Below are 26,863 nucleotides of genomic sequence, written 5' to 3'. Positions count from 1 at the left end.
CTAATATTTAAGCCATTTGTAGATCTCTTTATAAGTTGGTTTTTTGCCATACATCAGGATCCCGACCCTGTAAATTTTAGCCGAAAGCCACAATACGCCAAAATTGGTAGCGATTAGAAGCAATATCGATATTAAGATCTCATACCATGGTACTCCAAAAGGAATTCTCATTAACATTACAATAGGTGAAGTTAAAGGAATCATTGAAAATATGGTTGAGACCGTTCCATGCGGATTTTCGACAACCGAAAAGAAGCCAACATAAATTCCCAAAATCAGGGGAATAATAATTGGAAACATGAATTGCTGGGTATCGGTTTCACTATCTACTGCCGCACCTATTGCAGCGTAAATTGAGCTGTAAAGAAAATAACCGCCAATAAAATAAATTATAAAGAAACTCAGAAGACTGGCGTAAGGCAATTTCAGAATATCGACCATCATTTGCTGCAATTCAGGCTTTGCCATATCGTTCACTGCCGCGGTAGCCGGCATTTGAGCAGCCATGGGGTCTATTCCCAGGAAGGAAGAAATTCCTACAAGCAAAAAGAAACCCAAAACGATCCATATAGTAAACTGGGTAACTCCCGCAAGGGAAGTTCCAAGTACTTTTCCCAGTAAAAGCTGAAAAGGTTTGACCGAAGAGACGATAATTTCAATAATACGATTGGTTTTTTCCTCGATAACACTTCGCATCACCATATTGCCATAAATGATAATGAACATCATTAGCAGGTAACCTGCGGCTCCGCCAAAGAACATCTTGATGTAATTCGACATTTTAGAACTACGCTGCCCCGAAAAATTCTGGATATCCAAACTCACATGCTCCCGTGCCTTATCTATTTGTGAAACATCAATACCCTTGCTGATAAGTTGTTCGCGCGTTAATTTATCAGAAATGGTCTTCTCAATATTTTCAACTGTTCCGAAACCCGGAGTTTCTTTTCCGTAAAATTCCACTTCGACAGGAGAATTACTGTTTCCGGTATTTTTAGCTATCTGAATGAGTCCGAAATATTCGTTATCAAGTACCGTTTGCCTTGCTTCTTCCAGGCTTTTATCTGAAAAATCCAGATACTGCACCTGCTCCTTGTCTTTAAATTCTGAAGTAAACATGCCGGTCTCGTCATGAATGGCAATGATCTTTTGTTCGGTGCTGTTCAACATGCTCAAATAAGCGATGAGCAGGATCATTCCCACGAAGATCATCGGGCTCAAAAAGGTCATGATGATAAAGGTTTTGTTCCTTACCCTTGCCAGGTATTCCCTTTGGATGATTAAGCGGAGATTACGCATTTTGAGTGACGGTTTTAATGAAAATATCGTTGACTGACGGGATAACTTCCACAAAATGGTTGATTTTAGCCCGGCTGAGCAAAAACTGGATCAACTCATTGGAAGATTCATTTTCTTTTAATTTGATGCTGAGTTTAAGATCTTCATTGATGCTTTTGAACTTTGCCGGCCCCACCTCAAATCTCGATTCCAATTCGGCTTTTAGAGTGGCTTCATCAATGGCATGAAGCCCCACTTCAAAAGTATTTGATTTATACTTTTTCTTGATCTCTGAGACTTTTCCGTCTAAAAGTTTATTCGATTTATGGATCAGCGCCATATAATCGCAAAGTTCCTCCACGCTTTCCATTCGATGGGTCGAAAACAGAATAGTGGCACCTTCTTGCTTTAACTGAAGGATCTCGTCCCTGATAATATTGGCATTTACAGGATCAAATCCGCTGAAAGGTTCATCAAAGATCAACAATTTGGGCCTGTGAAGGACGGTAATGACAAATTGTACTTTCTGAGCCATCCCTTTTGAAAGTTCCTGGATTTTTTTGTCCCACCAGCCTTCGATCCCCAGTTTTCCAAACCAGTACTTCAGCCTTTCCTGGGCATCAGCTTTGCTCAGGCCTTTTAACCGTGCGAGGTACATGGCCTGTTCGCCAACTTTCATAGATTTGTACAAGCCCCGTTCTTCGGGCAAATATCCAATTAATTGAACATCATCAGGATGTAAAGGCCTGCCATCAAAAATAACCTTGCCTTCATCGGGCATGGTTATTTGATTGATTATACGCAGAAGAGTAGTTTTTCCCGCGCCATTGGGACCTAATAATCCGAATATACTTTCTTTAGGAATATTGATTGAAACGTTGTTGAGTGCAGTGAAATTTCCGAAGCGTTTATAGATATTTTCTGCAACCAAAAGATTTTCCATATAGCTTTTTATAGGAGAGTTAAATATATATAAAACCTTATAGAGTACGCGGCGATTAAGAAGAAATTATAATTTAAGCAGTACTCCAAAAAACAAAACCCACCCTTAAAATTAATTAAGGATGGGAAAAAAATTGCTATGAAAAAGAAAAATTATCACTAAAAGACTTAGTGATAATCAAATATATAAATTTTTTCTTAAAATCGAACTTTTAAGAAAACATATCTTTAACTTTTTCAAAGAATGATTTGTCGCTTTTTTCGGGATTTGGAATAAAATTCTCGTCATTGGCCATTTTCTCAAAAAATTCCTTTTGTTCCCGGTTCAGCGTTTTTGGCGTCCATACATTTACGTGCACCAGAAGGTCTCCTTTTCCATAACCATTTATACTCGAAATTCCTTTTCCGCGAAGGCGAAGGATCTTACCAGATTGTACTCCTTCCTCAATTTTAATACGCACTTTGCCGGTAACCGTGTCAATTTCTTTTGAAGTACCCAAAGCAGCTTCTGAAAAACTTATATAAAGGTCATAATGGAGGTTATCCCCTTCCCTTTGCAGCGTTTCATGTTCTTTTTCTTCAATAGCTACCAGCAAATCACCGGGAATACCGTTTCCGGGCGCATCATTACCTTTTCCTGAAACTTTCAGCTGCATCCCGTCTTCTACACCGGCAGGAATTTTAATCGAAACTGTTTCCTCTTTGGTTACCAAACCGTGGACATCGGCATTATCGGGTTTCTGATCGATAATTTGACCGGATCCCTGGCAGGTACCACAAGGGGAAGCCGTTTGCATTCTGCCCAAAATAGTATTTGTCACGCGGGTAACCTGGCCGGTTCCCTTACAGGTTGGGCAGGTTTTATAGGTAGTTCCGGGTGCGGTAACTTTTCTTTTTACCTTAATTTTCTTTTCACAGCCGTTGGCGATCTCTTCAAGATTCAAACTTACGCGAATGCGAAGGTTGCTTCCTTTGGTGCGTCTTTGGCCACCGCCAAATCCGCCGCCAAAACCTGAAAAGCCGCCGCCAAATCCGCCGCCGAAAATATCTCCAAACTGGCTGAAAATATCTTCCATATTCATTCCGCCGCCGCCAAATCCGCCGCCATCAAAGGCCTGATGGCCAAAACGGTCATATTTGGCGCGCTTCTGCTCATTTCCCAGCACCTCATAAGCCTCGGCAGATTTCTTGAACATTTCCTCTGCCTTTGCATCACCCGGATTCTTATCAGGGTGATATTTGAGGGCCATCTTTCGGTACGCCTTCTTTATCTCTGCTGCTGAAGCATTCTTACTAACTCCTAATATTTCGTAATAATCTTCTTTCATGTCGGGATTTTAGGTTGATGGTTGTTACTGTCCTGTGACTACTTTCGGATAGCGAATGATCCTTTCTCCCAGCTTGTACCCGGGTTCCACAACATCAACTATTTTGCCTTTCAAATCGTCTGAAGGAGCAGGGATTTGTGTGATTGCTTCATGCTTTTCAGCATCAAAACTATCACCTTTCTCCACTTCTACTCTTTCAAGACCTTTAGCGCGAAGTGTTTCTTTAAGTTTATTGTGAATGAGTTCTACACCTTTCATAAGATTTTCATCTCCAGATTTTTTAAGCTCATTCATCGCCCTGTCAAAATCATCTAAAACCGGCAGCATGGCAGTCATTACTTCCTGATTGGCAGTTTTGAACAGGTCGAGCCTTTCTTTGGCAGTTCTTCTTTTGTAATTCTCGAATTCAGCAAAAAGTCTTAAGAATTTATCTTTTTCTTTCTGAAGATCCTCTTTGAGACGCTCTTCTTCAGAGAATTCCCCTTCCGAAGTTTCGTTCTCTTCCACATTAGATTCTTCAGATTCCTCAACTTCGTCGATAGCATGATCGATGGCTTCTTCTACCTGATCTTTGATCTCTTCTTTATCTTTTTGAGCTTTTTCTTTTTTACTCATTAGCTTTCTTAATTTTTCTTTCATTCCCATTTGGTCAAAATCATTGCCAATTATCTGAAAAATGTCAAAATGTCACAAGCAGATCAGCCTTTACTTTTAAGAAAGCTGCTATTTTTTATCAAACTATCCGGAAATTGCGTAAAAAGGTTTCAGGTAAGATCGGCGAGAGCGCGGGAAAGGTTCTTAAACTGAAAATTATACCCGAGGCTCTGGATTTTTTCAGAACTCACTAACTGACTCGAAAGTACAATTTCTGACATCTCTCCCAACAAGCCTTTCAAAACAAACGAAGGAACATTTGGCAGCCAAATCTTTTTTCCCATTTGCTGCGCCAGTTCTTTGGTAAGTTCTTTATTATTTACAGGATTTGGAGCCACCGCATTAAAAATTCCGCTGAGTTCATTTTCTATGGCAAAAAGAAAAATTTGCCCAAGATCTTCAATATGGATCCATGACTGCCACTGTTTTCCGCTTCCCAGGGGAGCGCCCAAATTTATAGAAACAGGCTTTTTTATTTTGGTAAGCATGCCTCCATCTTCGGCCAGAACAAGGCCTATACGAATCTTAGCCACATCAAGGCCTACTTTTTCAAATTCATCAGCCGCGGCTTCCCATTTTGTTACGACTTCTCCCACGAAGGTATCAGATGCGTGGGGGAAATCTTCGTGATATAATTTCTGAAGGGAACTCGGATAATACCCAATGGCGCTGGCCGAAATAAAATTCCCGACCTGATGGGAATTTTCCTTAAGTGTCTTTAGCAGAAGAGCCGCAGTTTCGGTACGGCTTTTAACGATCTTTCTCTTGTAAGAAGGTGACCAGGGCTCAGCGATACTGGCTCCGGCCAGGTGAATAATTGTTTTAACGCCTTCCAGACAGCCGGCTTCGATCTCGCCACTTTGAGGGTCCCAGTAAAATCCTTTATATTTTTCGTCTTTTGAAATTTTTGATTTACTTGTGGTAAGGTAATTTACATTTATTCCTTTTTCATGGCATAACCTCGTGAGCTCTGAACCTATCATTCCTGTTGCACCCGTAATTAATACCCGCATTTTTCTTTTCAATATACGATAGAGAATCGGCTTCCTGTAATTTTTATTAGTCGTTTAACGGCTTCAAGCTTAATTTTTAACAGCCCTTAACATTTCTCGCTTTCCGGGAGGGCCGGGAAGCTTTGCCACAACAAAACCACAGGCGATCAAGGCTCTCCGAACACTTCCTTTTGCCGCATAAGTTACAAGCACACCCTCTTTTTTGAGTGCCCGGTACATTTTCTGAAAAATCTCTTCAGTCCACAGCTCCGGCTGGACGCGTGCTCCAAAAGCATCAAAATAGATAATATCGTAAGAATTGACGTCTTCAATTTCCTGGAATTTCTTTTTCTGCTTTTCAAGAGTAAAAGCAGAGGTTACCTGCGCTTCCTTTTCCCATTCCAACTGATGTAATTGCTTGAAATCTTCAGCCCTGTTTATAGCTCCGGCAGCTTCAGGATAATTTAATGAAGCTACTTCTTCTGAAGACACGGGAAAAGCCTCCACACCGGTATAGATTATTTTCCTTTTTAGTTTTTCAGCTTCCAAAAGGCTGAGAAAGGCATTCAATCCTGTTCCAAATCCTATTTCAAGAATATCGATTTTTTGCTTTTTTGGATGCTCGTCCAGAAAGTGATGAAGTCCCATTTTCAAAAAAACATGCCTGGCCTCCTGTACCGCTCCATGTTTTGAATGATATTGCTCATCCCATTCCGGTAAATGAATGGTAACTGAACCATCGCCTGTTTTTATGATCTTTCTTTCCATACTCCCTGAAGCTAATGAGAATTCACCGGTGGTGAATGCCAAATTTACCAAAACTTTAGATTTTGATTCTGCCATTATTTAGGTAAATTTGCCTACTTAAATTTGAACCCAAAATATTTCAATATGGTCGATATACAAAAAACTTCCAATTCAAAAATAGATAAGGTAAATTTTGATGACCTCGTTTTCGGACAGGTTTTTACCGACCATATGATGGAATGTGATTACAGGGATGGAAAATGGCAAAAACCGGTAATTAAACCTTACGGTCCACTTAGCCTGGATCCTTCTGCTAAAGTCTTGCATTATGGGCAGGCGGTTTTTGAAGGAATGAAGGCTTATAAAGATAAAGATGAAAATATCTGGCTTTTCCGTCCTGACGAAAATTTTAAGAGGATCAATCGCTCCAGTAAACGTCTTGCAATCCCTGAATTTCCAGAAGATTATTTTTTTGAGTCGCTGAATGCTCTTTTGAAGCTGGATAGCGAGTGGATCCAAAAAGGCTTTGGAAACAGCCTGTATATTAGGCCTTTCGTAATAGCAACCGAAAAAGGTGTTTCAGCATCGCCCGCCAAAGAATATAAGTTTATGATCATTTGCTCTCCTGCCCAGGCTTATTACAGTGGGGAGGTGCGGGTAAAATTTTCAGAAGATTACAGCCGTGCGGCCGATGGAGGGGTTGGTTTTGCCAAAGCAGCCGGAAATTACGGCGCACAGTTTTTCCCTACCAATATTGCCAAGGAAGAAGGTTTTCAGCAAATTGTCTGGACCGATGCAAATGCTCATGAGTTCCTGGAAGAGGCGGGAACGATGAATATTTTCTTTAGAATAGGAGATAAACTTGTAACCGCTCCAATAAGTGATCGAATTCTGGACGGTGTAACCCGAAAAAGCGTTCTTCAGCTGGCTGATGAATACAATATTGAAACCGAGGTAAGACGTGTAACGGTGAAAGAAATTGTGGAAGCTGCTAAAAAAGGTGAGTTGAAAGAAATGTTCGGTTCAGGAACCGCTACGGTGATAAATCCTATTTCAGGCTTCGGATACAAGGGAGAAAAATATGAATTACCAAAACTGGAAGATTCGTATGCGCGTTTCTTTAAAGACAAGCTTATGAAGATCCAGTACAATGAAGCTGAAGACAAGTTTGGTTGGAGGTATAAGGTGAAATAACCCGAACGGTTCGAAAAAAAATCTTTATTTATCTACATTTTATTTTTGTGGAAACTTCACCGGTACTCGCAAGGTTTCTTCCTTTTCAGCAATATCAGAAGGATTAGCCCTGAAAAAAACGAGATAACCAGATTCTACCTCAGGAGGTTCAAATTTGAGGGTACCACTGAAATCCACAAAATCTTCTGTCATCCATTCATCCAGGGCCCGGATGTTTGTTCTCGCCAGTTCATTGCCTTCCTGATCTACAAGTTCTACGGGAGCGCTGCCTTCAAAAAACCAGTTTCCACGGGCTTTCCCTTTAATTTTTATGGGTGAACTGACCTCTGATTCTGGTGAAGGTTTTTCAACTTTTATCCGGTTAGCCATTTTGCTGCTGTCTTTATATCTAATCCGAAAACTGTCCAGGATCTTCATTAATTTTTCTTTCGGTCCCTTTTCGATATTACCCTTAAGAACCACGCGTCCCTCCCCTGGCGGGGAACAGTTATCCATACTTACTTTATTTCCGTTTTTATCAATGCAGGCCTTTTGCAGGTCATTTACTCTGAAATGCACAAAAATTCCAGCATTTTCACCCCAGTTATCAGCGGCTTTCTTTTCAAAACGGAGGAAAAAAGCCCAGGCTTCTCCATTTTCCAGAAGATAAGCAATACTTTCCTTTTTATTAAGTGGAAGACCGGGAAAATACTCTTTATCAAGCTCCTGTAAGTTTTTACGTTTCCCGGTCGGCGCATCTACGCCAAGCCCCATCGGTAAAATTGCCAGGTAAGCATTTTTGGCTGCCCCATGGATTCCGTAAGGACCTTTATCTAAATTGGAAACAGGATAGATGTTGATCACCGGAGCCCCGGCGATTTCAGATTCAAGAATCTCATAATTCACGGGATATTTCAAAGAAAATCTCCACTTTTCATTGAAATAGGTTACCCAATCGGGAACCTTGCCTCCAACATTCTGAACATCAACATCCTTCATTCGGGCTGAAGAACCTTCTTCCTGTGTAGAATTTTTACAACCAATTAAAAGAAATAGACAGATGATGAAAACCAGGCTTCGCATTTTTCTTTAAAAGATAAAAAACGAAAAGCAGGTAAAATTTAAAATTCTCCCAAATCTTAATCCTCTTTGGAAAGTATTTTCCCTATATCGGGTTTAAAATAATTAGGCCCTTTTAAAACTTTGCCATCTTCACGATAAATCGGCTTGCCGTCTGCACCAAGTTTACTCATATTGCTGGCCTGTATTTCTTCAAAAACCTCTTCAATTTTATGCTGCATTCCATGTTCTATGATCGTTCCACAAAGAATGTACAGCATATCTCCCAGGGCATCGGCTACTTCGGCCAGATCATTATTAGTGGCAGCTTCTAGATATTCTTCGTTTTCTTCCTTCATCAAATTGAACCTCAAAAGGTTTTTATCCCTTCCCAGGCTGGCAATGGGATGTTCTTTGATTCCCAGCCCAAAAGCTTCGTGAAATTCTTTAACAGCAGCGATAGATTTCTTCATAGTAATTCAGGCATTTAGGTTTAACTTTGCACTAAAAATAAAAAAAATGTTTTCTACAGGACAGCTTATTTTCGCAGGAATTTTTCTAATCGTCTTTATCATCGTGATGATCTTTAGTTACAGAAAAGATAAATTTCTTCATCGCAAATATTATAAAGGAACTATTTATGTCCTCATTGGTTTTATACTTTTCATCCTGCTTCTTTTTTTCATTAAAACAGAGCTTAACCATTAAGGATTAAGCCGGTTTCTTCCGTAGCCTTTCTGAAAATGGTATATTAGCAGTGACTAATTTTATAACCAATGAAAATACTCAAATACCTGTTCTTTCTTTTTTTGATCTTTATTATTGGCGCATCAATTTATATCGCGACCAAAGATGGGAAATACCAAATAGAACAGCAGCAGCTTATTTATGGCCCCCGGGAAGTTGTTTTTAACAAAGTAAATAAACTCACCAGCTGGAAACAATGGGAAGCCTGGTCACAGCAATCGGAAGATATGATTCTTAACTATGGAGAAAAAATCCAGGGTGAAGGTGCCAGCTTTTCATGGAGTAGTGATGAACTGGAAGACGGCAGCATCACAACCACTAATGTAAAGCCATTTACCAGTATTGATCAGGAACTTGTTCTTGAAAATACTCTGGGACAAACCAGGAGCGATGTTTACTGGGAATTCGATACCCAAGGAGATAGCACAAGGGTTACCTGGGGCATTAAAGGAGACGAGAGTTTTATGGAAAAGGTAGCCTTTACCTTCCAGGATCGCGATTTGAAAGATATCATGCAGCCTTTAATGAAAAAAAGCCTGGAGAACCTTCAGGATGCGGTGCGCAAAGAGATACAAAGCTATTCCATCAATGTAGAAGGAATCACCCAGCACAGTGGAGGCTACTATCTATACATTGCCACTGGTAGCAGACTTTCACAGGTTCCAAAACAAATGATGGATATCGCAAAGCAGGTTTCTGAATATATGCAGTCAAATGGCATTGAAAAAGCGGGAAGTCCTATTGTGCTTTATAATGAAATCAATTTTCAAAAGAATACAGCGATTTATTCAGCCGGATATTTTACACAAAGTGAGATCATCACCCCGGCTGAAAGCACGATCCTTTCCGGTTATCTTCCAAACCAACGTATGCTTAAAACTACCTTAAAAGGAGATTACAAGTACCTTCAGCGCACCTGGGATTCGGCTTATGCCTATATCAACAGGAATAATCTGGAATTAAGCAATGAAGGACAACCTCTTGAAGTTTTCGTCACAGGGGTTAAAGATCACGCCAATCCTGCAGAATGGCTTACACAACTGTTTATTCCCCTGGCTCCCGAAACTGAGCAAAATCTTACCAATGATTAAAAATCTCTTTTTAGTTTTTCTGGGAGGAGGTCTGGGAAGCAGCTTCCGGTATCTATTAGGAAGGTATTTAAATCCCGGAAATCTTATTCCTTACGGCACTTTTATTGCCAATGTTGGGGGTTGCCTGCTTATAGGAATAATTCTAGGCTGGGCCTTAAAGACCCAAAGCCTGAATTCACCGGCAAACATGCTCCTGGGGGTAGGCTTCTGCGGAGGTTTTACCACTTTTTCGACTTTCGCTTTTGAAAATTACGCACTTTTTAAATCGGGAGACTATTTTCCCTTTTTTCTTTACTTTTTTGGCAGTTTACTCATAGGAATTCTGGCTGTCACCGTAGGAATTTTCATCTCAAAGCTATTCTAGCCGGTAATTCTAAATACCAAATTTAAATTTTTATCATTGTTTTTATAAATACCCCTAATTTTTTAGGGGTTTTTATTTTTTATTTCATAAAAATGAAACTTACACCCCAATTTTTTTAGGGGTGGTAATCATATTTTAATACTTTTATCAACCTAATTAATAAATAATTATGAAAAAAATCGAAGCAATCATTCGGAAGTCAAAATTTGACGAAGTAAAGAAAGCACTTCATGATACTGAAGTAAACTTTTTTAGCTACTGGGATGTAACCGGTGTGGGGAATGAAAAACAGGGCCATGTGTATCGTGGGGTTTCATATAGCACCAGCGATATCCAGCGAAGGTATCTTTCTATTGTAGTATCTGATGAGTTTGTGGAAAAAACCGTAAAGGTCATTCTGGAAACTGCAAAAACCGGAACTGTAGGTGATGGGAAAATTTTTGTCACTCCTGTAGACGAAGCTTACCGCATTAGAACCGGTGAAAAAGGTACCGACTCTCTTAATTAAAATAATCCAACTAACGTAACAAAACTAAAATTATGGAAGTAAATGCTGTTCTAGACTTAATGTGGATCGTAGTTGCCGGAATCCTGGTATTCTTTATGCAGGCCGGTTTCACACTGGTAGAAGTGGGGTTCACAAGAGCAAAAAACACCGCGAATATTATCATGAAGAACCTAATGGACCTTTGCATAGGTTCACTGGCTTTCTGGGTCATTGGTTATACGCTCATGTATGGCGAGGATATTGGAAGCTTTATTGGTTCTCCCTCTCTTTTTTATAATGTGCGCGAAGATATGCACAATCTGTTTTTTCAAACAGTTTTCTGTGCTACCGCAGCGACCATCGTTTCAGGGGCTATTGCCGAAAGGACCAAATTTTCAACTTATTTGATCTTTTCCTTATTAATGACCACCGTGATCTATCCTATCTCTGGCCATTGGGTATGGCAGGGAGACGGATGGTTGACCGGTCTTGGATTTATCGATTTTGCCGGTTCTACCGTAGTGCACTCCGTTGGCGGATGGGCTGCACTGGTAGCCGCAGCGATGATCGGCCCCCGAATTGGAAAATATTCAGCTGATGGTAAATCAAATGCTATTCCTGGTCATAATATGCTCTATGGTGCACTCGGGGTTTTTATTCTATGGCTGGGCTGGTTCGGATTTAACCCAGGCTCAGAACTGGCGATTTCAGGAGAAAGCGCTTTTAACGTGGCAGGAATCGTAATTACTACCAATCTTGCCGCCGCAGCAGGCGCTACCACTTCCCTCTTCCTTACCTGGGCCCGTTATGGCCGTGCTGATATTTCCATGACCCTGAACGGAGCCCTTGCCGGACTGGTAGGGATCACCGCCGGTTGTGCTGCGGTTAGTCCTTTTGGTTCTTTTATTATCGGGATCATTTCAGGAGCCGTGGTAGTCTTTTCTATTGAATTCATAGATAAGATCATTAAAGTAGATGACCCCGTGGGTGCTATCTCTGTTCACGGTGTCGTAGGTGCCGTGGGAACTCTTTGTGTGGGATTATTCGCAACAGATGGCGGTCTGTTCTACGGTGGCGGAATTCATCAGCTTTGGGTTCAGTTTATAGGCGTTGCTTCTATTGGCGCCTGGGCGATGCTCACCACTTTCATTGTAATGTTCATCCTGAAAAAGACCATTGGATTGCGAGTTACCGAACAGGAAGAACTCGAAGGTCTTGACATGCATGAACATGGAGTGGATTCATATCCTGAATTTGGGACCGATAAATAAGATATTAATAAAAAACGGAGCGTTTGGCGGAACGCTCCGTAACTAACATAACAACTTTACTATCTAAGATTGATCATTATGATAAATCAGTCGCTAAACTTCTTTAAAAACAAATAACCAATCACGATTATGAAAGCAATTACAAAATCAAAATTACTAAAATTTATTTTTCTAATTCCCATGGCCATTTACACTTCCCATTTGGTTGCACAGGAAGAAGAAAAACCAAAATTCACCATCAATGGGAGTGTTGATGCATATTTTAGAACCAATTTCAATGGCCTCAATAAATCATTAGAACTTGTAGGGGGCGATCCTGCTGAATTCACACCGGCAGCACCGGCTACTTCTTTTGCCAACGATCCGGGTTTCGCTTTTGGTATGGCTAATGTGATCCTGGGATACGAAGGCGATAAAGTAGGATTTGTTGCCGATCTTGTTTTTGGACCGCGAGGCGAAGATGCGGTTTTCCTGTCCCAGCCTTCTACCAATATTGTTAACCAGCTATATGTTTACTATAAAGTGAACGATGCTTTAAAATTCACTTTGGGGAACTGGAATACTTTTCTTGGCTACGAGGTAATTTCGCCGGCAGGAAATTTTAATTATTCCACTTCTTATATGTTCTCATACGGCCCATTTTCGCATACCGGTTTGAAGGCCGATTTTAGCTTCGATGACCATTGGACCGGGATGTTGGCCGTTATGAATCCTACAGATTATACCGAATTTAACCCCATAGGAAAGTACTCTTTTGGCGGACAGCTTGGCTATTCTAACGATTCCGGAAGTGCTTATTTAAATTTGCTGTATGGAGAGCAGTCTCTTTCAGATAATGCACTTTTCCAGATTGACCTTACCACCGGATGGAATCTTACCGAAGCTTTTTACCTCGGACTTAATACTACCTATCAGGATACAGATGGCACCGGATTCTATGGAGTGGCTTTATATCCGCAGGTTTCACTTTCCGATAGTTTTGCCCTTGGGATGAGGGGAGAATATTTTAAAGAACTGAAGGATGGTGGTGTGGTCTATGGAGCCGATACCAGCGTTACTGCCATTACTCTTACCGGAAGCTATTCAACCGGAGGTCTCACCATAAAACCTGAATTCAGGATCGACAGCGTTTCAGATGATTACCCGGCTTTTCTGAATAAAGATTTAAACCCAACCAGCGATCTCGCTTCCTTTTTAGTGGCCGCGATCTACGCCTTCTAATTAGTGATCTTTATATGATTTTACACCTGCAGGTATTTCTATATCCAAATCGTTCTCTTCGGGCGGGATGGGGCAGGAATACCTGCCGCTGTATGCGCAATAAGGATTATAAGCTTTATTGAAATCAATAACAACTTCATTGGTTTCAGGAATACGCAAATCGATATACCTGCCATTGCCATAGGTTGAAATTCCATTCGTAAGATCAGTAAAAGGCAGGAACAGGTAATCATAATACTCAGGATCTTGTTTTAATTCCTGACTTTGATATACATTAAGTTTGAATTTTTTTCCTTTTAGCGTAAAATAGAGCTCCCCGTACTTCACATAAACCGGAGTTCTGTCGGTACTTGTTTTCATCATAAATGGAGGTTCGGCCGGAGTTCTTACCAGTTCGGCCTTCACTCTGAAATCGGGATCTATTTCAAAAAAATCCAGTTCCTTAAATTCTGCCAGATCATCTTTATCTAAAGGGGATGTTTCCGGATTTCTGAATTCCTCGTTTAGCTCTTTTTGAAATTCCCTTACATCCTCAACAATTTCTTTTTCCTGTGCAAAAAGCACGGAATTAAACATCAGGCAGAACAATAAAAAAATTCTTTGACAAGCAGGCATTTTCAACATTTTAGAAAGAGCTCAAAATTAATAATTAAAACACTTAAAATTTAATTTAATTTTGACGCCTAAACCAACCAATGAATAAGCTTTTTAGATCATACATCCACTCTTTTGGAGGTCTGCGAAAGGAAATATGGCTATTGGCCCTAATTACGCTCATCAACCGGGCCGGCACAATGGTCATTCCTTTTTTATCACTGTATTTAACCAAAAGCAAAGGCTTTAGCCTGGAGGAAGTAGGTTGGATCTTAAGTTTTTTCGGCCTGGGATCGGTCACCGGCTCCTGGTTGGGTGGCAAGCTCACCGACAAATTCGGACATTACAGGACGATGGCAGGAAGTCTTATGCTTTCTTCAGTTTTCTTTGTGCTACTTCAGTTCCCAGAAAGTTTCTGGGGAATTTGCATTGGAATTTTCATGGTAATGGCCGTAGCCGATATATTCAGGCCAGCAGTTTTTGTCGCCATAAGTGCCTATAGCAAGCCGCAAAACCGTACCCGTTCTGTGACGCTGATAAGGCTGGCGATAAACCTCGGATTTTCGGTGGGCCCGGCCATAGGCGGACTTATTATCGCAACGGCCGGATACAGCAGATTATTCTGGGTTGATGGGATTACCTGTATGGCTGCCGGAATTTTATTGCTGAAATTACTACATCCCAAAAGGGCCATCAGCGAACCAGAAATGGAGATCTCCAGCACCTCAACCGCTTTTAAAGACAGGAATTATCTGTTGTTTATAGCAGCCATGATAATTTTCGGCTTTATTTTTATCCAGTATTTCTCTACGATGCCCCTGTTCTATTCGGCATTTCATCACCTTGATGAAAAACAAATCGGACTTTTACTGGGTCTCAACGGACTCCTGATCTTTCTTTTTGAAATGCCGCTTATAAAGTTCATGGAATCGCGGAAACATTCCCTGATAACCTACATCATCATCGGAATTGTTCTTACAGCCCTGAGTTTTCTTATAATCAATTTTACCGATTGGACAGGAATTCTCATCCTGGCCATGCTCCTTCTTACCCTTGGAGAAATGATCGCCTTTCCGTTTTCAAACAGTTTCGCTTTAAACCGTTCTGACGGAAAGAAAAAAGGCTCCTATATGGCTTTGTACAGCATCGCTTTTTCGGTAAGTCATATCTTCGGACATAATTCCGGGATGCACCTGATAGACCTGCTGGGATTCACCGGTACCTGGTACATAATGGCAGGCCTCGCCATTTTGGGATGCTTACTGCTGGTCTGGTTGAAAATTAGACTAAAAAGCGAAGCTGTTTAATCGATCTCCTCAACAGGTTCGGGAATTGAATATTTTGCCTTTCCCAGATATTTCCTGATAAGATTGTTGTATTCCCTGCTCAGCTGCAGGTCAAGGATCCCCGGAATATCATACAAAGCTTCGTAGTTATTATAACCGGTTTTAAGCAGATCTTCAAGATAAAGCAAGGCAGTTTCATAATCTCCATCACCTCCTGCAAGTTGTATGATCTTCAGGTAAGCCTCGGGATCGCTCTTTTTAATTGCGGTTCGCAAAACACTAATAAAGATCCTGGTTTCTATGGAAAGATCAGATTCCATGATCCTGTCGAACTGCTGTTTGGTTACAAAATCAAGATAATCGTGAAGACGATATGCCATATTTGAGGTAGCTTCTTCAGGACTTTTTTCGAGTTTTTTCAATTCATCCACCTGATAGGCCCACCAGCCAATGTTTTCAAAATTATTGGAAATAACATCTGAATGAAGCAGATATTCATATTCATCCTGCTGATATTTTTCCGCAGAAACAGCCTTCCTGAAATCCCTTCTCTGCTCCCTGAAACCTTTTGACCTTTTTATTTCTTTCATCTTATCTTTGATCTCATCTTCATATCCAAATTCGCCATACTTCTTTTTCATCCTGTCTAATTCACCATAGGCTTTATAGAATTCCCTGGTTCGCCGAAGTTTTTCAACAATTCCCATTTCATTCTGATAAAGCTCATCAATAAACTGAGGAAGAGCAGGACGTTTACCATTTTTAATGGCCTGGAGGGTAAATCCCGAAACGGCATTTGTAATCACAGGTGTGGGCGGCCATTCATCTGCCTTCCCATCGAAATAATAGATATAGGTAGGAAAATCTATATTATCATAAAATCGCATATAAGCCTCCATTTCGTAAAGCATATAATCTTTCCTTCCCGCGATTCCTATAAAAGTGTATGGGTGTTCCCTGTCAAGGTATTTCGGGTTTACAAAAGAATTCCCCACAGCCATGACCCCGGCAAGATTTTTATAAAATAAAGGAATTGTGGAAGCAACCTGGGCGCCTTCAGCCATGCCCGCCGAGAATACCTGATCTTTATCGATCGCCAGCGAATTAAAAATATTATACATCAAAGAAGTAGCTGTGGTAAGAATACTGTCTATGGGTTTATCTTTGAGCTTAAGGTTTGGGGAAGCAAGAATATAACCCTGCTCTTCAGCTGCGGTTCGAAAAAGGTTCACCGTATTCTGTCCTCTTCCCTGCGGATCAAAAACCATAAGCAGGGGCCATTTGCGTGTAGCATCATAGTTAGTGGGAAGATAAAGAGCAAAATTGCTATTGGCTGTGCCTGGCAGCGGAAGGGAATCTGTTACGGCACCTTTACGGAGTCGCATATCCTGTGCAGTAAGATTTCCAAAAATGAGAATAATAAAGAGGGTACTAATATATTTTTTCATATTTCTTGAGAACTATAACAATAAAGATAATCAATATAGCATCACGAATTATTCCATAAAAAAACCCGCGCGGTTGCACGGGTTAGATTTTTTTTTTATTTTTCAGTTATTAATCTTTCTCTACTCGTTGATGTTTCAGTTTCGGGTTATCGGGAAACAGTGCTTTTGCCATTAAAGAAACGATCATTAAATCTGCAAATATTAAACACATTACTCTCAATAATTTTATTCCGGTAAAGGAAATTCCTGAAAATCCAATCAAGCCTGTTATCAATGCAAGTGCAAAAAATACTAAGGTTTTCCTCTTCATAATTTTTCTTTCTATTTTGGGCTAAATTACGCAGAGAAAGGATAAAATCTCCTAAGAAAAATACAATTACAACCGATTTAACTACCACGAAATAAGCTGATAATCTTGTGTTAAGAAAGAGGCAAAAAAGAACAGTTTTTAACAGTAGTTGAAAGGTATATCCCGCTAAAAAATTAGAATTCTTTAAGATCGATAGATTCTAAAAAATTCCTTTCCTTACCGGCTGATCTTCCAGGACATTAGAAAGCACAATATGGGTTCTGGTCTCGCCATAAGTGATCAATTTGTCGATGAGTTTTTCGAGGTGAGCCTGATCTTTTAAAATGACCTCCATGATAATATTCTCATTACCGGTTATTCGGTAACAATTCACCACTTCTTTATAAGAACGCACTGTTTCGAGAAAAGCTTTTAACCTACCCGTAAACGCGCGAAGCGTAATTATTGCCTTTAATTGATAACCGGCTTCTTTTTGGGAAACCCGCGTACGGTAAGCAGTAATAATGCCGGCATCTTCCATTTTTTTTACCCTTTCGGCTACGGCCGGAGAAGTGAGACCTATTTTTCGGCCAATTTCGGAAAAGGAAATCCGCGCATTTTCCTGAAGGTATTCCAGGATCGACCAGTTCAAATCGTCTATTTTCATTTAAAGTAAATTGAAGGTATTTCTTTCAAATTTAAAGATAATTTTGATAATAGGTTTATTTTTAAAATACCACTCTGCTGAAACTGCCTTAAATTAGAGGAAAAATTGGTGAAATCGTGAATTATTTTTCTGGACATGGCGCCGGCCGAAGATCAGCATTCTACTTTAAGGCTCAGGAAATAAGACAGCTTTCCAGGAGGATTTCGGAATATCTCATTCCCGATCTTTCCGGCCTTTCTGAAAACGGAAGCGAAAACAAGTATATTTATTATACCGGAGATATTATCAGGCATACCGAATCCCTTCTTTCTAACATCTCCAAAGCTGAAGATGAAAGTATTGAGGAATCAAAAATGAAGTATGTAAGCTCGGTAAACAGCCTCACCGACCGATTGTACAAAAACTGCGAAAATCTTGAAAAAGTGAATAGCAATGGCCGGGATTTTCTAAGGATACTGAGACATGAGCTCAACAAATTCAGAAAGCTACACCGGGTCTGGAAATTGAGTTTGTAAGAACTAATTTTTATAACCTGGAATCCCATTGTCCTCCGGGACGCCCATCTCCTCCAATAGTTGCTGCCAGCGAGGATCGTCATGAAATTTATTAAAGGTGGGGTAATATACAGCTTCCGTTATAGTAGGATCTTTAATTTTTACAGCCTTTTCTAGCCATTCAAAAGTTTTTTCCCGATTACCCATAAAGGCATAGATGTCGGCAATATTGGCTGCTTCTTTTGGATAATTCTTTCTCAAATCTTTAAAAAGCGCTGAAGCTTCCTCTTTTTTACCCGCCTGATAAAGAGATTTGATCTTCCCGTAAGCTTTAAAAAATGGATATGGTTCCTTTTCAATGGTAGCCAGGGCTTCCTGAGTACGACCTTCGGCCAGTAAAGCCAATGTTTTTAAATAATTTAAGCCCATAGCTCCTGGCTGGTACTCCTCGTATTGATCGAAATACTCCAGGGCTTTTTGATTGTTGCCTTCCCAGTAATAGAGGAGCCCGAGATTATAATAATTAGGATAATAAAGCGGATCCAGTTTCATGCTTTTTTTAGTGTTCTCAATCATTTTTAGAATTGAGGAGAAGGTCATCATTCCTGAACGTGATAATACAACAGGATCATTGGGTGCTAGTTGCAGTGCCTTTTCTGTATTTTGTTTGGCTTTTTTAAAGTCGAATTGCGCCAGATTGAAATTTGCCAATCCCATATACCCTTTGGCATATGAAGGATCTATTTCTATCGCCTTTTTCGCAGCTTTGGTCCCTAATTCATAAGCTTTTTCATGAGGGAGAGCGCTTGCATTATATCCTAAAAACCTATAAATCCCGCTCATTAGAGCCCAGGATGGTGCATATTTAGAGTCGATGTTAGTCGCCTGTTTTAAAAGTTCCAGGGCCTTTTTCATTGATTCTTCCGTACGCAGATTATACAAATGTTTTGCCTGCAGGTACAGGGTATAAGCTTTGGTATTGGTTTCACTGATCTTTTCTCCCAGCAGGCTCGCCTCCAGTTTTTTGCTTACCGCCGCAGCGATATCGTCCTGGATCTTAAAGATATCATCGAGCTTGCGGTCATAGGTCTCAGACCAGATATGGATACCTGTAGAAATATTGATGAGCTGAGCAGTGATCCGTACCATATCGCCTGCCTTGCGCACACTGCCTTCCAGCAGGTAATTTACATGCAGCTTCTGCCCGATCTCTTTGGTGGTCGCTTCCTTATCTTTAAAATAAAAAGAAGAAGTACGGCTGATCACTTCCAGATCGGGGTTCTTTGCCAGGTAGTTCAGAATTTCCTCGCTGATACCGTCAGAAAAATATTCCTGGTCTTTTTTAGGGCTCATGTCGTCAAAAGCCAGTACGGCGATGGATTTTTCTTCTTTATCGGTTGTTTCCGAATTGTTATTCGCGGTGACATTCGCCTGAGGTTTCTCGTCATTTTTAGTGTAATTGCTGTATAGGTTCGCTCCGAGCAGAATAATAGCCACTACCAAAGCACCAATGATAATTTTATTGAATTTATTGCTGGTCTCGTGAGTGATGGATCTCTCCTGTGCTACCTTTTCGGTTTTTTTTAATCCATCGGGAGTGAGTTCATAGATCCAGGCAAAGATGAGCCAGACAGGAAAGCCAACCGCCAGGATGATCACGATTCCCTTTTGAAATGCCCCAGGAATTTTGAACAATGGAAAAAGGATGGAGATCACCTGAATAACGATCCAGCTTACCACTAAATAAGCTATCGCCGCCTTAAACACGTTTCTTCGCTTTAACTCCTTAAAATAATTTTTAAAATCCATATTTATGATTTCTTATAACCGGGAATGCCATTCTCCTCTGGCACGCCCATCTCCTCCAATAGTTGCTGCCAGCGAGGATCATCATGGAATTTTTTAAATGTAGGGTAATACACAGCTTCTGTGAGCGTTGGATCTTTTATCTCTAATGCTTTCTGCAACCATTCGAAAGTCTTTTCACGATCACCCATAAAGGCATAGATATCGGCAATATTTACGGTTTCATTGGGATAAGCATTTATAAATTCATTTAGAAGATTAAAGGCATCTTTCTTTTTACCTGACTGAAATAGCACTTTAACTTTATTATACTCTTTCCAAAAAGGATCCGGTTCTTTATTTATTTCTTCCATAGCTTCTTCTGTTTTATCCAAATTCAGAAGAATCATCGTTTTAAAACTACTAGTAGCCGTTGTACCTGGTTGATATTCCATATAAATATTCATCTCTTTCAACGCTTCTTCATAGTTCCCATACCAATAATTATCAACACTTAAGGTTCGATGTAAAGAATATAAGAGAGGATCAAGTTTTAAAGCTTTTTTATCATTCCTAATCATTTCTGAAACGGAGTCAAAAGTCATCATCCCTTTATCCCTTAGAACCTCAGGATTGTCAGGTGCAATTTCGATCGCTTTTTCGGCATTCATTTTGGCTTTTTCAAAATCAAATTGAGTCATATTCCATCTTGCCAGTTCCAGGTATCCCATGGCATATTGAGGATCAATTTTCACGGTTTTTCTGGCTGCATTAAATCCTAATTCATACGCTTTCTCTTTTGCTAAAATTGGGGAACGGAATCCTTGAGAATAGTAAATTTCACTCATAAGCTCCCAAATTGGGGCATAATTTGAATCAATCCTGTTTGCTTTTTTCAGTAAGTCCAAAGCATTTTCTAATGACTCATTGGTCGATTGTTCCCACAGATGTCTGGCCTGAAGGTATAAGGTAAAGGCATCGGTATTCACTTCTTTAGTTTTCTCACCAAGCAAACTAGCTTCCAGCTTTTTACTTACCGCCGCAGCGATATCGTCCTGGATCTTAAAAATATCATCCAGCTTGCGGTCATAGGTCTCAGACCAAATATGGTTACCTGTGGAAATATTGATGAGCTGAGCAGTGATGCGTACCATATCACCTGCCTTGCGCACACTGCCTTCCAGCAGGTAATTTACATGCAGCTTCTGCCCGATCTCTTTAGTGGTCGCTTCCTTATCTTTAAAATAAAAAGAAGAAGTGCGGCTAATCACTTCCAGATCGGGGTTCTTTGCCAGGTAATTCAGAATTTCCTCGCTGATGCCATCAGAAAAATATTCCTGGTCTTTCTTAGGGCTCATATCGTCAAAAGCCAGGACAGCGATGGACTTGTCCAGTGTTTCTGCCGGTTTATTATCTTCAGCTTTTGCGGGAGCCACATTTTCTGTATTTGCAGCTTGAGGTTCATCTTTATGCAAATAAATACCATACACATCTACCCCCAGAAGAATAATGGCAATAGCTAATGCTCCCAGGATAAGTTTATTGAATTTGTTACTGGTTTGAGATGTAATGGATTCTTTCCGATCTACTTTCTCAGTCTTTTTTAAACCTTCCGGGGTTACTTCATAAACCCAGGCAAAAACCAGCCAGACGGGAAAACCTATTATAAGAATTATGAGAATAGTTCTTATCGCTGCTTTTGAAGCATTGAAAGCAGGAAAAACAATGGAAGCTACCTGGATGATGATCCACGAAACCACTACATAGGCCAAAGCCGCCTTAAATACGTTTCGGCGTTTTAGCTCATCGAAATAATTTTTAAAGTTCACACGTGATCCCTGATTATAAGTTAGCGCAATGTTGGGACATCGAAAATTACTAAATTTATATAGTTATCACAAAGTCATGTTGATGTAATTTTAAATATGGCGAGGTTTTAACACAAAACCTGACTTATCTACATTCTCGTTGATGAAATAAATGAATTGATAAGAAAATAAGATGGCCTAACGGTTCAGGATAAGTAATTTTCCATATTGGCCTTTTTGCTATTAAAGGTAAGAATCATTATAAGGATGATAATAAAGCTCTGAAACAAGTTCAGGGTGACGTGTATTTTGAAATAAACGCTGTCACGAATTCACAAATGCTTAAGTTGCTGATGATCATTTAACGGCTCGAAAAGAAACTGGAAAATTTCCGGGTGACGATTTCTTTTACTCGGTATAAAAACTTTTAAAATACTTAGTTCATTAGTGGGTTATTCTGTATTGAGACCCTGAAACAAGTTCAGGGTGACGAAATTTCCCAGATTAAACCTTCGCACAACATCAAAGAAATAAGATCCCGAGGCCGCTGCGCTGCTAGGGATAAGCCCTTCGACAACCTGCCTATCGGCAGGAGCTCAGGGCAGACTCTACCGGGAAAGCTGGCTCTCTGCTTACATATTTCTTCGGTACTGCCCTCCTACTTCAAAAAGTGCATTGGTGATCTGGCCTAAAGAACAAACTTTTGTTGCTTCCATCAATTCCCGGAAAAGATTCTCGTTATGGATCGCGGCTTTCTGAATTCTTCTTAAAGTTTCAGCAGCTTTAGACTCTTTTGCTTTATGAAGAGTTTGCAGAGTTTTTATCTGGTGTTCCTTTTCCTCTTCAGTTGCCCTGATCACTTCGCCGGGAGTCACCGTTGGGGAGCCGGTAGAGCTTAAAAAAGTATTAACCCCTATAATAGGATAATCGCCATTATGTTTCAAGGTTTCATAATACAGGCTCTCTTCCTGTATTTTTCCGCGCTGGTACATGGTTTCCATGGCGCCAAGCACCCCACCTCTTTCGGTGATCCTGTCAAATTCGGTTAATACGGCTTCTTCAACAAGATCGGTAAGTTCTTCGATAATAAAAGAGCCCTGAATAGGATTCTCATTCTTGGTGAGCCCTAATTCCTTATTGATGATCAACTGGATAGCCATGGCTCGTCTTACCGATGCTTCGGTAGGTGTGGTAATCGCTTCATCGTAGGCATTGGTGTGCAGCGAATTACAATTATCGTAGATAGCGTAAAGCGCCTGAAGAGTTGTTCTAATATCATTAAAATCGATCTCCTGTGCGTGCAATGACCGTCCGGAAGTCTGAATATGATATTTCAGCATTTGAGCACGAGCATTAGCACCGTATTTATGCTTCAGCGCTTTAGACCAGATCCTTCTGGCAACACGACCAATTACAGCGTATTCCGGATCGACTCCGTTAGAGAAGAAAAACGAAAGATTGGGACCAAATTTATTGATATCCATTCCCCGGCTCAGATAATATTCCACATAAGTGAAACCGTTTGCCAGGGTAAATGCGAGCTGAGTAATAGGATTGGCGCCGGCTTCCGCGATATGGTAGCCTGAAATGGAAACCGAATAGAAATTCCTGACTTTTTCCTTAATGAAATATTCCTGTACATCACCCATCAGTCTTAGGGCAAATTCCGTAGAAAAAATACAGGTGTTTTGAGCCTGGTCTTCTTTTAAAATATCGGCCTGCACGGTTCCCCGTACCACGCTGATCGTTTCTGCTTTTATTTTTTCATAGACATCTTTCGGAAGAATTTGATCACCGGTAAGACCAAGCAACATAAGACCAAGTCCGTCATTACCTTCGGGAAGTTCTCCGCGATAATGGGGCCTTTCGATTTCCTGATCGTCATAAAGTTCCTTCAGCTTTGCCTCCACTTTATTTTCGAGCCCATTTTTCCTGATGTATTTTTCACATTGCTGATCGATGGCAGCATTCATAAAGAAGCCAAGCAACATCGGCGCCGGACCGTTAATGGTCATACTCACCGAGGTCATCGCATTGGCAAGATCAAATCCGGAATATAGTTTCTTGGCGTCGTCCAGGCAGCAGATAGACACGCCGGAATTACCAATTTTTCCATAAATATCCGGCCTGTGATCTGGATCATTTCCGTAAAGGGTTACCGAATCGAACGCGGTGGAAAGACGTTTGGCAGGAAGCCCCTGGCTCACGTAATGGAAACGCCTGTTCGTCCTTTCCGGTCCCCCTTCCCCGGCAAACATACGGGTTGGATCTTCGCCCTGCCGCTTAAATGGATAAAGCCCTGCGGTATATGGAAATTCTCCCGGAACATTTTCCTGAAGACACCAACCCAGGATATCACCCCAGGCCTTATATTTTGGCAAGGCAACCTTAGGAATTCTGGTATGTGAAAGTGACTCGGTATGGGTTTCAATTTTGATCTCCTTATCACGTACTTTAAAGCTATAGATAGGCTCCGTATATTTATTCACTTTTTCATGCCAGCCGAAAATGATCTCCCAGTTATATGGATCAAGATCCATTTTCAGTTTGTCAAATTCGGCGAAAAGCAGCTTCAGAAACTCATTATTTTCGTTATTCTGAACCTGTTCCAGAATCTCTTCGCTATCCAATCCGTTTTTATCTAAATAAGACGTCTCGACTCCACTCGTCGTGACACCGGCCACGGTTAATATGGTTTTATAAATTCCATAAAGCCTCTGCGCAACTTCAACCTGAACAGCGGCTTTTTCATCATAACCGCGGTTATTTTCTGCAATTTCTGAAAGATAGCGGGTACGTTTGGGCGGAATTACGAAGATCTTCTCGCTCATTTCACGGGAGATCTCAAAGGTAGAATGAAGTCCGCTTTCGGTCTTTTCCTCTACCTTATCCATGATATGTTTGTAAAGCGTATTCATACCGGGATCGTTAAATTGGGAAGCAATTGTTCCAAAAACCGGCAATTTTTCAGCATCTTCATGCCATAACTGGTGATTTCGCTGGTATTGTTTTTTCACATCCCTCAGCGCGTCCTGAGCGCCCCGTTTATCGAATTTGTTGATCGCCACTAAATCGGCAAAATCAAGCATATCTATCTTTTCCAGCTGCGTAGCCGCCCCGAATTCAGGCGTCATCACATAAAGTGAAACATCTGAATGATCTAAAATTTCAGTATCGCTTTGCCCGATTCCAGAAGTTTCAAGAATGATCAGGTCGTAATGAGCCGCTTTAAGCACATCTACCGCTTCCGCGACATATTTTGACAGCGCCAGGTTTGACTGTCGCGTTGCCAGAGAACGCATATAAACTCGCGGATGATTGATTGAATTCATTCGGATTCGATCCCCCAGCAGAGCACCGCCGGTTTTTTTCTTGGATGGATCTACAGAAACAATTCCGATATATTTTTCGGGAAAATCGACTAAAAATCTTCGCACCAGCTCATCCACCAGGCTGGATTTTCCGGAGCCGCCAGTACCCGTAATTCCGAGGACCGGAGTTTTAGCTCCTTTAAAATCTTTTTTCAGAAAGGCAGTTTTGAATTCTTCGTGCTTATTTTCAGCAAGGGAAATAAGCCGCGCAATGGTATTGATGTCTTTATCTTCAAGCTTGCTCTTTATGTTGATTTTTTCAGGAAGTGAGGGGATCTCATTATCGACCTTTTGAATCATATCATTGATCATTCCCTGCAGTCCCATTTCGCGCCCGTCATCAGGCGAATAAATACGCTCGATCCCATAATCCATGAGCTCTTTGATCTCTTCCGGAAGGATCACTCCGCCGCCGCCGCCAAAAACTTTAATATGTCCTGCTCCTTTTTCGTTCAGCAGGTCATACATATATTTAAAATATTCAATATGGCCGCCCTGGTATGAGGTCATAGCTATCGCATGAGCATCTTCCTGAATGGCACAGTTCACCACTTCCTCAACACTGCGGTCATGGCCCAGATGAATCACTTCCACCCCCGTAGCCTGAATGATCCGGCGCATGATATTTATAGCCGCATCGTGACCGTCAAAAAGCGAAGCCGCGGTTACAATTCTAATTTTATGTTTTGGAGTATATGCTTGTTGTGGTTCCATTATTGAATTTATCGGTTTTTCCAGGCTGCAATTTACGAAAATTGTAAAGTTTAGCGGCCTTTTCTGATAATTGTCTAATACTTGGCAGGTTTCTGCGGAATGCCTTGAAAATCTCCTATTTTAGCTGAAAAACAGGCTGAAATGAGCAAGATCACCCTACTAATTCACTGCCCCGATACCTCCGGGATCATTGCCGGCGTTACTTCATTTTTTCATGGGCAGCAAGGGAATATAATTTATATAGATCAATATGTCGATAGAGAAAATAAGGTATTTTTTATGCGCCTGGAGTGCGAATTTTCCGAAGACCTTAAACTTGACAGGCTGAAGCAAAAATTTGGCGCTTCGATTGCCGAAAAATATGAAATGACCTGGAAAATAGCTTCTGCCGAAGCACCCGAGAAAATGGCAATTTTCGTTTCTAAATACGAGCACTGTCTTTATGATCTCCTCGGAAGATATAAATCAGGCGAACTGGAGGTAGAAATTCCACTTATCATCAGCAACCATGATAAACTTCAGCCCATTGCCGAAAGCTTCGGTATTCCCTTTTATCATATTCCGGTTGAAAAAAATAGAAAATCTGAAGCAGAAGCAAAACAGCTGGAACTGCTTAAAAAGGAAAAAATTGATTTCATCGTGCTTGCGAGGTATATGCAGATCATTTCCGGAGAAATGATCGAAGCTTTCCCAAACCGCATTATCAATATCCACCATTCTTTTTTACCTGCCTTCGCCGGCGCAAAACCGTATCATTCGGCCTACAAACGAGGTGTTAAGATCATTGGCGCCACCAGCCATTACGTCACCGCCGAATTGGACGCCGGGCCGATTATCGAACAGGATATTTCCCGAATTTCACACCATCATTCTATCCGCGATCTCATTCTTAAAGGAAGGGACCTGGAGAAAATTGTACTGGCAAGGGCAATTAAGCTCCATCTCGCGCGAAAAACCCTGGTCTATAACAATAAAACTGTCATTTTCACCTGATTTTTTCCACTTGAAGAATCGGATAAATTTTATCCTATGAAACCCGGTTCCCAAATTGTT

25 protein-coding genes are annotated in these 26,863 nt (G+C 40.8%); 10 read left to right on the top strand and 15 right to left on the bottom strand.

Translation table 11 applies throughout. From position 1 onward, the window contains the following. The 6 genes from C7S20_RS10805 to mnmC2 all read right to left on the bottom strand — a co-directional run bounded on the left by C7S20_RS10805 (position 1) and on the right by mnmC2 (position 5,962). Entirely contained in the window at positions 1-1,299 is a 1,299-nt protein-coding gene (locus C7S20_RS10805; RefSeq protein WP_107012479.1) for an ABC transporter permease, read from the bottom strand. After that, entirely contained in the window at positions 1,292-2,221 is a 930-nt protein-coding gene (locus C7S20_RS10800; RefSeq protein WP_107012478.1) for an ABC transporter ATP-binding protein, read from the bottom strand. Before C7S20_RS10800 ends, C7S20_RS10805 begins: the two co-directional genes overlap by 8 nt. Positions 2,222-2,432: 211 nt before the next feature. Continuing rightward, positions 2,433-3,548: a molecular chaperone DnaJ gene (dnaJ, locus tag C7S20_RS10795; RefSeq protein WP_107012477.1), complete on the bottom strand. Its 1,116-nt coding sequence runs from the start codon at positions 3,546-3,548 to the stop codon at positions 2,433-2,435. A 24-nt stretch (positions 3,549-3,572) separates the two neighbouring features. Then, entirely contained in the window at positions 3,573-4,163 is a 591-nt protein-coding gene (locus C7S20_RS10790) for a nucleotide exchange factor GrpE (RefSeq protein ID WP_107014206.1), read from the bottom strand. Between the two features lie 149 nt (positions 4,164-4,312). Continuing rightward, positions 4,313-5,215, bottom strand: coding sequence for a TIGR01777 family oxidoreductase (locus C7S20_RS10785; RefSeq protein WP_107012476.1), 903 nt, complete (start codon positions 5,213-5,215; stop codon positions 4,313-4,315). Positions 5,216-5,284: 69 nt separating this feature from the next. Then, positions 5,285-5,962, bottom strand: coding sequence for a tRNA (5-methylaminomethyl-2-thiouridine)(34)-methyltransferase MnmC2 (gene mnmC2 / locus C7S20_RS10780; RefSeq protein WP_107014205.1), 678 nt, complete (start codon positions 5,960-5,962; stop codon positions 5,285-5,287). A gap of 123 nt (positions 5,963-6,085) precedes the next feature. On the opposite strand from mnmC2, the gene C7S20_RS10775 reads away from it, so the two are divergent. Next, positions 6,086-7,135: a branched-chain amino acid aminotransferase gene (locus C7S20_RS10775; protein ID WP_107012475.1), complete on the top strand. Its 1,050-nt coding sequence runs from the start codon at positions 6,086-6,088 to the stop codon at positions 7,133-7,135. Positions 7,136-7,174: 39 nt separating this feature from the next. Here C7S20_RS10775 and C7S20_RS10770 read toward each other — a convergent pair whose 3' ends face one another. Both C7S20_RS10770 and C7S20_RS10765 read right to left on the bottom strand, forming a co-directional pair. Further along, positions 7,175-8,197, bottom strand: a complete 1,023-nt coding sequence (locus C7S20_RS10770; RefSeq protein WP_107012474.1) for a Gmad2 immunoglobulin-like domain-containing protein — start codon at positions 8,195-8,197, stop codon at positions 7,175-7,177. Positions 8,198-8,253: 56 nt separating this feature from the next. Further along, on the bottom strand, positions 8,254-8,646 hold the full coding sequence (locus tag C7S20_RS10765; RefSeq protein WP_107012473.1) for a pyrophosphohydrolase domain-containing protein: 393 nt from the start codon (positions 8,644-8,646) through the stop codon (positions 8,254-8,256). Positions 8,647-8,692: 46 nt separating this feature from the next. Between C7S20_RS10765 and C7S20_RS10760 the strand changes: the two genes are divergently transcribed. From C7S20_RS10760 to C7S20_RS10735, 6 genes are all read left to right on the top strand, one after another. Beyond that, the gene (locus C7S20_RS10760; protein WP_107012472.1) at positions 8,693-8,881 is read left to right on the top strand and encodes a hypothetical protein; all 189 of its coding nucleotides are present in this window, start codon (positions 8,693-8,695) and stop codon (positions 8,879-8,881) included. A gap of 68 nt (positions 8,882-8,949) precedes the next feature. Then, positions 8,950-10,011 carry an SRPBCC family protein gene (locus tag C7S20_RS10755; RefSeq protein ID WP_107012471.1) on the top strand — a complete coding sequence of 354 codons (1,062 nt, stop codon included), beginning with the start codon at positions 8,950-8,952 and terminating at the stop codon, positions 10,009-10,011. Then, complete coding sequence (gene crcB / locus C7S20_RS10750; protein ID WP_341476503.1) at positions 10,004-10,375, top strand: fluoride efflux transporter CrcB; 372 nt, start codon at positions 10,004-10,006, stop codon at positions 10,373-10,375. Before C7S20_RS10755 ends, crcB begins: the two co-directional genes overlap by 8 nt. A 169-nt stretch (positions 10,376-10,544) precedes the next feature. Then, positions 10,545-10,883, top strand: coding sequence for a P-II family nitrogen regulator (locus C7S20_RS10745; protein WP_107012470.1), 339 nt, complete (start codon positions 10,545-10,547; stop codon positions 10,881-10,883). 32 nt (positions 10,884-10,915) lie between these two features. Next, on the top strand, positions 10,916-12,133 hold the full coding sequence (locus C7S20_RS10740; protein WP_107012469.1) for an ammonium transporter: 1,218 nt from the start codon (positions 10,916-10,918) through the stop codon (positions 12,131-12,133). Positions 12,134-12,262: 129 nt separating this feature from the next. After that, positions 12,263-13,354 (top strand): porin, encoded by a 1,092-nt coding sequence (locus tag C7S20_RS10735; RefSeq protein ID WP_107012468.1) that lies wholly within the window; start codon positions 12,263-12,265, stop codon positions 13,352-13,354. Here C7S20_RS10735 and C7S20_RS10730 read toward each other — a convergent pair whose 3' ends face one another. Next, positions 13,355-13,930, bottom strand: a complete 576-nt coding sequence (locus C7S20_RS10730) for a DUF1684 domain-containing protein (RefSeq protein WP_227008996.1) — start codon at positions 13,928-13,930, stop codon at positions 13,355-13,357. Between the two features lie 119 nt (positions 13,931-14,049). Between C7S20_RS10730 and C7S20_RS10725 the strand changes: the two genes are divergently transcribed. Next, positions 14,050-15,255 carry an MFS transporter gene (locus C7S20_RS10725; protein ID WP_107012467.1) on the top strand — a complete coding sequence of 402 codons (1,206 nt, stop codon included), beginning with the start codon at positions 14,050-14,052 and terminating at the stop codon, positions 15,253-15,255. On the opposite strand, the gene C7S20_RS10720 is transcribed toward C7S20_RS10725, so the two are convergent. The 3 genes from C7S20_RS10720 to C7S20_RS10710 form a co-directional block, all read right to left on the bottom strand. After that, positions 15,252-16,682: an aldehyde ferredoxin oxidoreductase family protein gene (locus tag C7S20_RS10720; RefSeq protein WP_107012466.1), complete on the bottom strand. Its 1,431-nt coding sequence runs from the start codon at positions 16,680-16,682 to the stop codon at positions 15,252-15,254. The genes C7S20_RS10725 and C7S20_RS10720 overlap by 4 nt on opposite strands. 109 nt (positions 16,683-16,791) lie before the next feature. Next, positions 16,792-16,992 carry a DUF1328 domain-containing protein gene (locus C7S20_RS10715; RefSeq protein ID WP_107012465.1) on the bottom strand — a complete coding sequence of 67 codons (201 nt, stop codon included), beginning with the start codon at positions 16,990-16,992 and terminating at the stop codon, positions 16,792-16,794. Positions 16,993-17,191: 199 nt separating this feature from the next. After that, positions 17,192-17,638 (bottom strand): Lrp/AsnC family transcriptional regulator, encoded by a 447-nt coding sequence (locus C7S20_RS10710; RefSeq protein WP_107012464.1) that lies wholly within the window; start codon positions 17,636-17,638, stop codon positions 17,192-17,194. Between the two features lie 116 nt (positions 17,639-17,754). Between C7S20_RS10710 and C7S20_RS10705 the strand changes: the two genes are divergently transcribed. Further along, positions 17,755-18,153, top strand: coding sequence for a hypothetical protein (locus tag C7S20_RS10705; RefSeq protein ID WP_107012463.1), 399 nt, complete (start codon positions 17,755-17,757; stop codon positions 18,151-18,153). A gap of 3 nt (positions 18,154-18,156) precedes the next feature. On the opposite strand, the gene C7S20_RS10700 is transcribed toward C7S20_RS10705, so the two are convergent. The 3 genes from C7S20_RS10700 to C7S20_RS10690 all read right to left on the bottom strand — a co-directional run bounded on the left by C7S20_RS10700 (position 18,157) and on the right by C7S20_RS10690 (position 25,810). Next, a complete protein-coding gene (locus tag C7S20_RS10700; protein WP_107012462.1) occupies positions 18,157-19,941 on the bottom strand; it encodes a TPR end-of-group domain-containing protein in 1,785 nt (594 codons plus the stop codon). 2 nt (positions 19,942-19,943) lie between these two features. After that, positions 19,944-21,746, bottom strand: a complete 1,803-nt coding sequence (locus C7S20_RS10695) for a TPR end-of-group domain-containing protein (protein ID WP_107012461.1) — start codon at positions 21,744-21,746, stop codon at positions 19,944-19,946. Between the two features lie 611 nt (positions 21,747-22,357). Continuing rightward, positions 22,358-25,810 carry a methylmalonyl-CoA mutase family protein gene (locus tag C7S20_RS10690; protein WP_107012460.1) on the bottom strand — a complete coding sequence of 1,151 codons (3,453 nt, stop codon included), beginning with the start codon at positions 25,808-25,810 and terminating at the stop codon, positions 22,358-22,360. A 141-nt stretch (positions 25,811-25,951) separates the two neighbouring features. Between C7S20_RS10690 and purU the strand changes: the two genes are divergently transcribed. Next, on the top strand, positions 25,952-26,803 hold the full coding sequence (purU, locus tag C7S20_RS10685; RefSeq protein WP_107012459.1) for a formyltetrahydrofolate deformylase: 852 nt from the start codon (positions 25,952-25,954) through the stop codon (positions 26,801-26,803). Positions 26,804-26,863 lie beyond the last annotated feature (60 nt).

Source organism: Christiangramia fulva, assembly GCF_003024155.1.
In the GTDB taxonomy this organism is placed as follows: Bacteria; Bacteroidota; Bacteroidia; order Flavobacteriales; family Flavobacteriaceae; genus Christiangramia; species Christiangramia fulva.
Note: the sequence above shows the minus strand (reverse complement) of the source record. Positions and strands in the feature narration are given on the sequence as shown.

Coding starts and splice junctions, on each gene's coding strand:
- C7S20_RS10805 (WP_107012479.1), bottom strand. CDS start 1,299: ATGCGTAATCTCCGCTTAATCATCCAAAGGGAATACCTGGCAAGGGTA.
- C7S20_RS10800 (WP_107012478.1), bottom strand. CDS start 2,221: ATGGAAAATCTTTTGGTTGCAGAAAATATCTATAAACGCTTCGGAAAT.
- dnaJ (WP_107012477.1), bottom strand. CDS start 3,548: ATGAAAGAAGATTATTACGAAATATTAGGAGTTAGTAAGAATGCTTCA.
- C7S20_RS10790 (WP_107014206.1), bottom strand. CDS start 4,163: ATGAGTAAAAAAGAAAAAGCTCAAAAAGATAAAGAAGAGATCAAAGAT.
- C7S20_RS10785 (WP_107012476.1), bottom strand. CDS start 5,215: ATGCGGGTATTAATTACGGGTGCAACAGGAATGATAGGTTCAGAGCTC.
- mnmC2 (WP_107014205.1), bottom strand. CDS start 5,962: ATGGAAAGAAAGATCATAAAAACAGGCGATGGTTCAGTTACCATTCAT.
- C7S20_RS10775 (WP_107012475.1), top strand. CDS start 6,086: ATGGTCGATATACAAAAAACTTCCAATTCAAAAATAGATAAGGTAAAT.
- C7S20_RS10770 (WP_107012474.1), bottom strand. CDS start 8,197: ATGCGAAGCCTGGTTTTCATCATCTGTCTATTTCTTTTAATTGGTTGT.
- C7S20_RS10765 (WP_107012473.1), bottom strand. CDS start 8,646: ATGAAGAAATCTATCGCTGCTGTTAAAGAATTTCACGAAGCTTTTGGG.
- C7S20_RS10760 (WP_107012472.1), top strand. CDS start 8,693: ATGTTTTCTACAGGACAGCTTATTTTCGCAGGAATTTTTCTAATCGTC.
- C7S20_RS10755 (WP_107012471.1), top strand. CDS start 8,950: ATGAAAATACTCAAATACCTGTTCTTTCTTTTTTTGATCTTTATTATT.
- crcB (WP_341476503.1), top strand. CDS start 10,004: ATGATTAAAAATCTCTTTTTAGTTTTTCTGGGAGGAGGTCTGGGAAGC.
- C7S20_RS10745 (WP_107012470.1), top strand. CDS start 10,545: ATGAAAAAAATCGAAGCAATCATTCGGAAGTCAAAATTTGACGAAGTA.
- C7S20_RS10740 (WP_107012469.1), top strand. CDS start 10,916: ATGGAAGTAAATGCTGTTCTAGACTTAATGTGGATCGTAGTTGCCGGA.
- C7S20_RS10735 (WP_107012468.1), top strand. CDS start 12,263: ATGAAAGCAATTACAAAATCAAAATTACTAAAATTTATTTTTCTAATT.
- C7S20_RS10730 (WP_227008996.1), bottom strand. CDS start 13,930: ATGTTTAATTCCGTGCTTTTTGCACAGGAAAAAGAAATTGTTGAGGAT.
- C7S20_RS10725 (WP_107012467.1), top strand. CDS start 14,050: ATGAATAAGCTTTTTAGATCATACATCCACTCTTTTGGAGGTCTGCGA.
- C7S20_RS10720 (WP_107012466.1), bottom strand. CDS start 16,682: ATGAAAAAATATATTAGTACCCTCTTTATTATTCTCATTTTTGGAAAT.
- C7S20_RS10715 (WP_107012465.1), bottom strand. CDS start 16,992: ATGAAGAGGAAAACCTTAGTATTTTTTGCACTTGCATTGATAACAGGC.
- C7S20_RS10710 (WP_107012464.1), bottom strand. CDS start 17,638: ATGAAAATAGACGATTTGAACTGGTCGATCCTGGAATACCTTCAGGAA.
- C7S20_RS10700 (WP_107012462.1), bottom strand. CDS start 19,941: ATGGATTTTAAAAATTATTTTAAGGAGTTAAAGCGAAGAAACGTGTTT.
- C7S20_RS10690 (WP_107012460.1), bottom strand. CDS start 25,810: ATGGAACCACAACAAGCATATACTCCAAAACATAAAATTAGAATTGTA.
- purU (WP_107012459.1), top strand. CDS start 25,952: ATGAGCAAGATCACCCTACTAATTCACTGCCCCGATACCTCCGGGATC.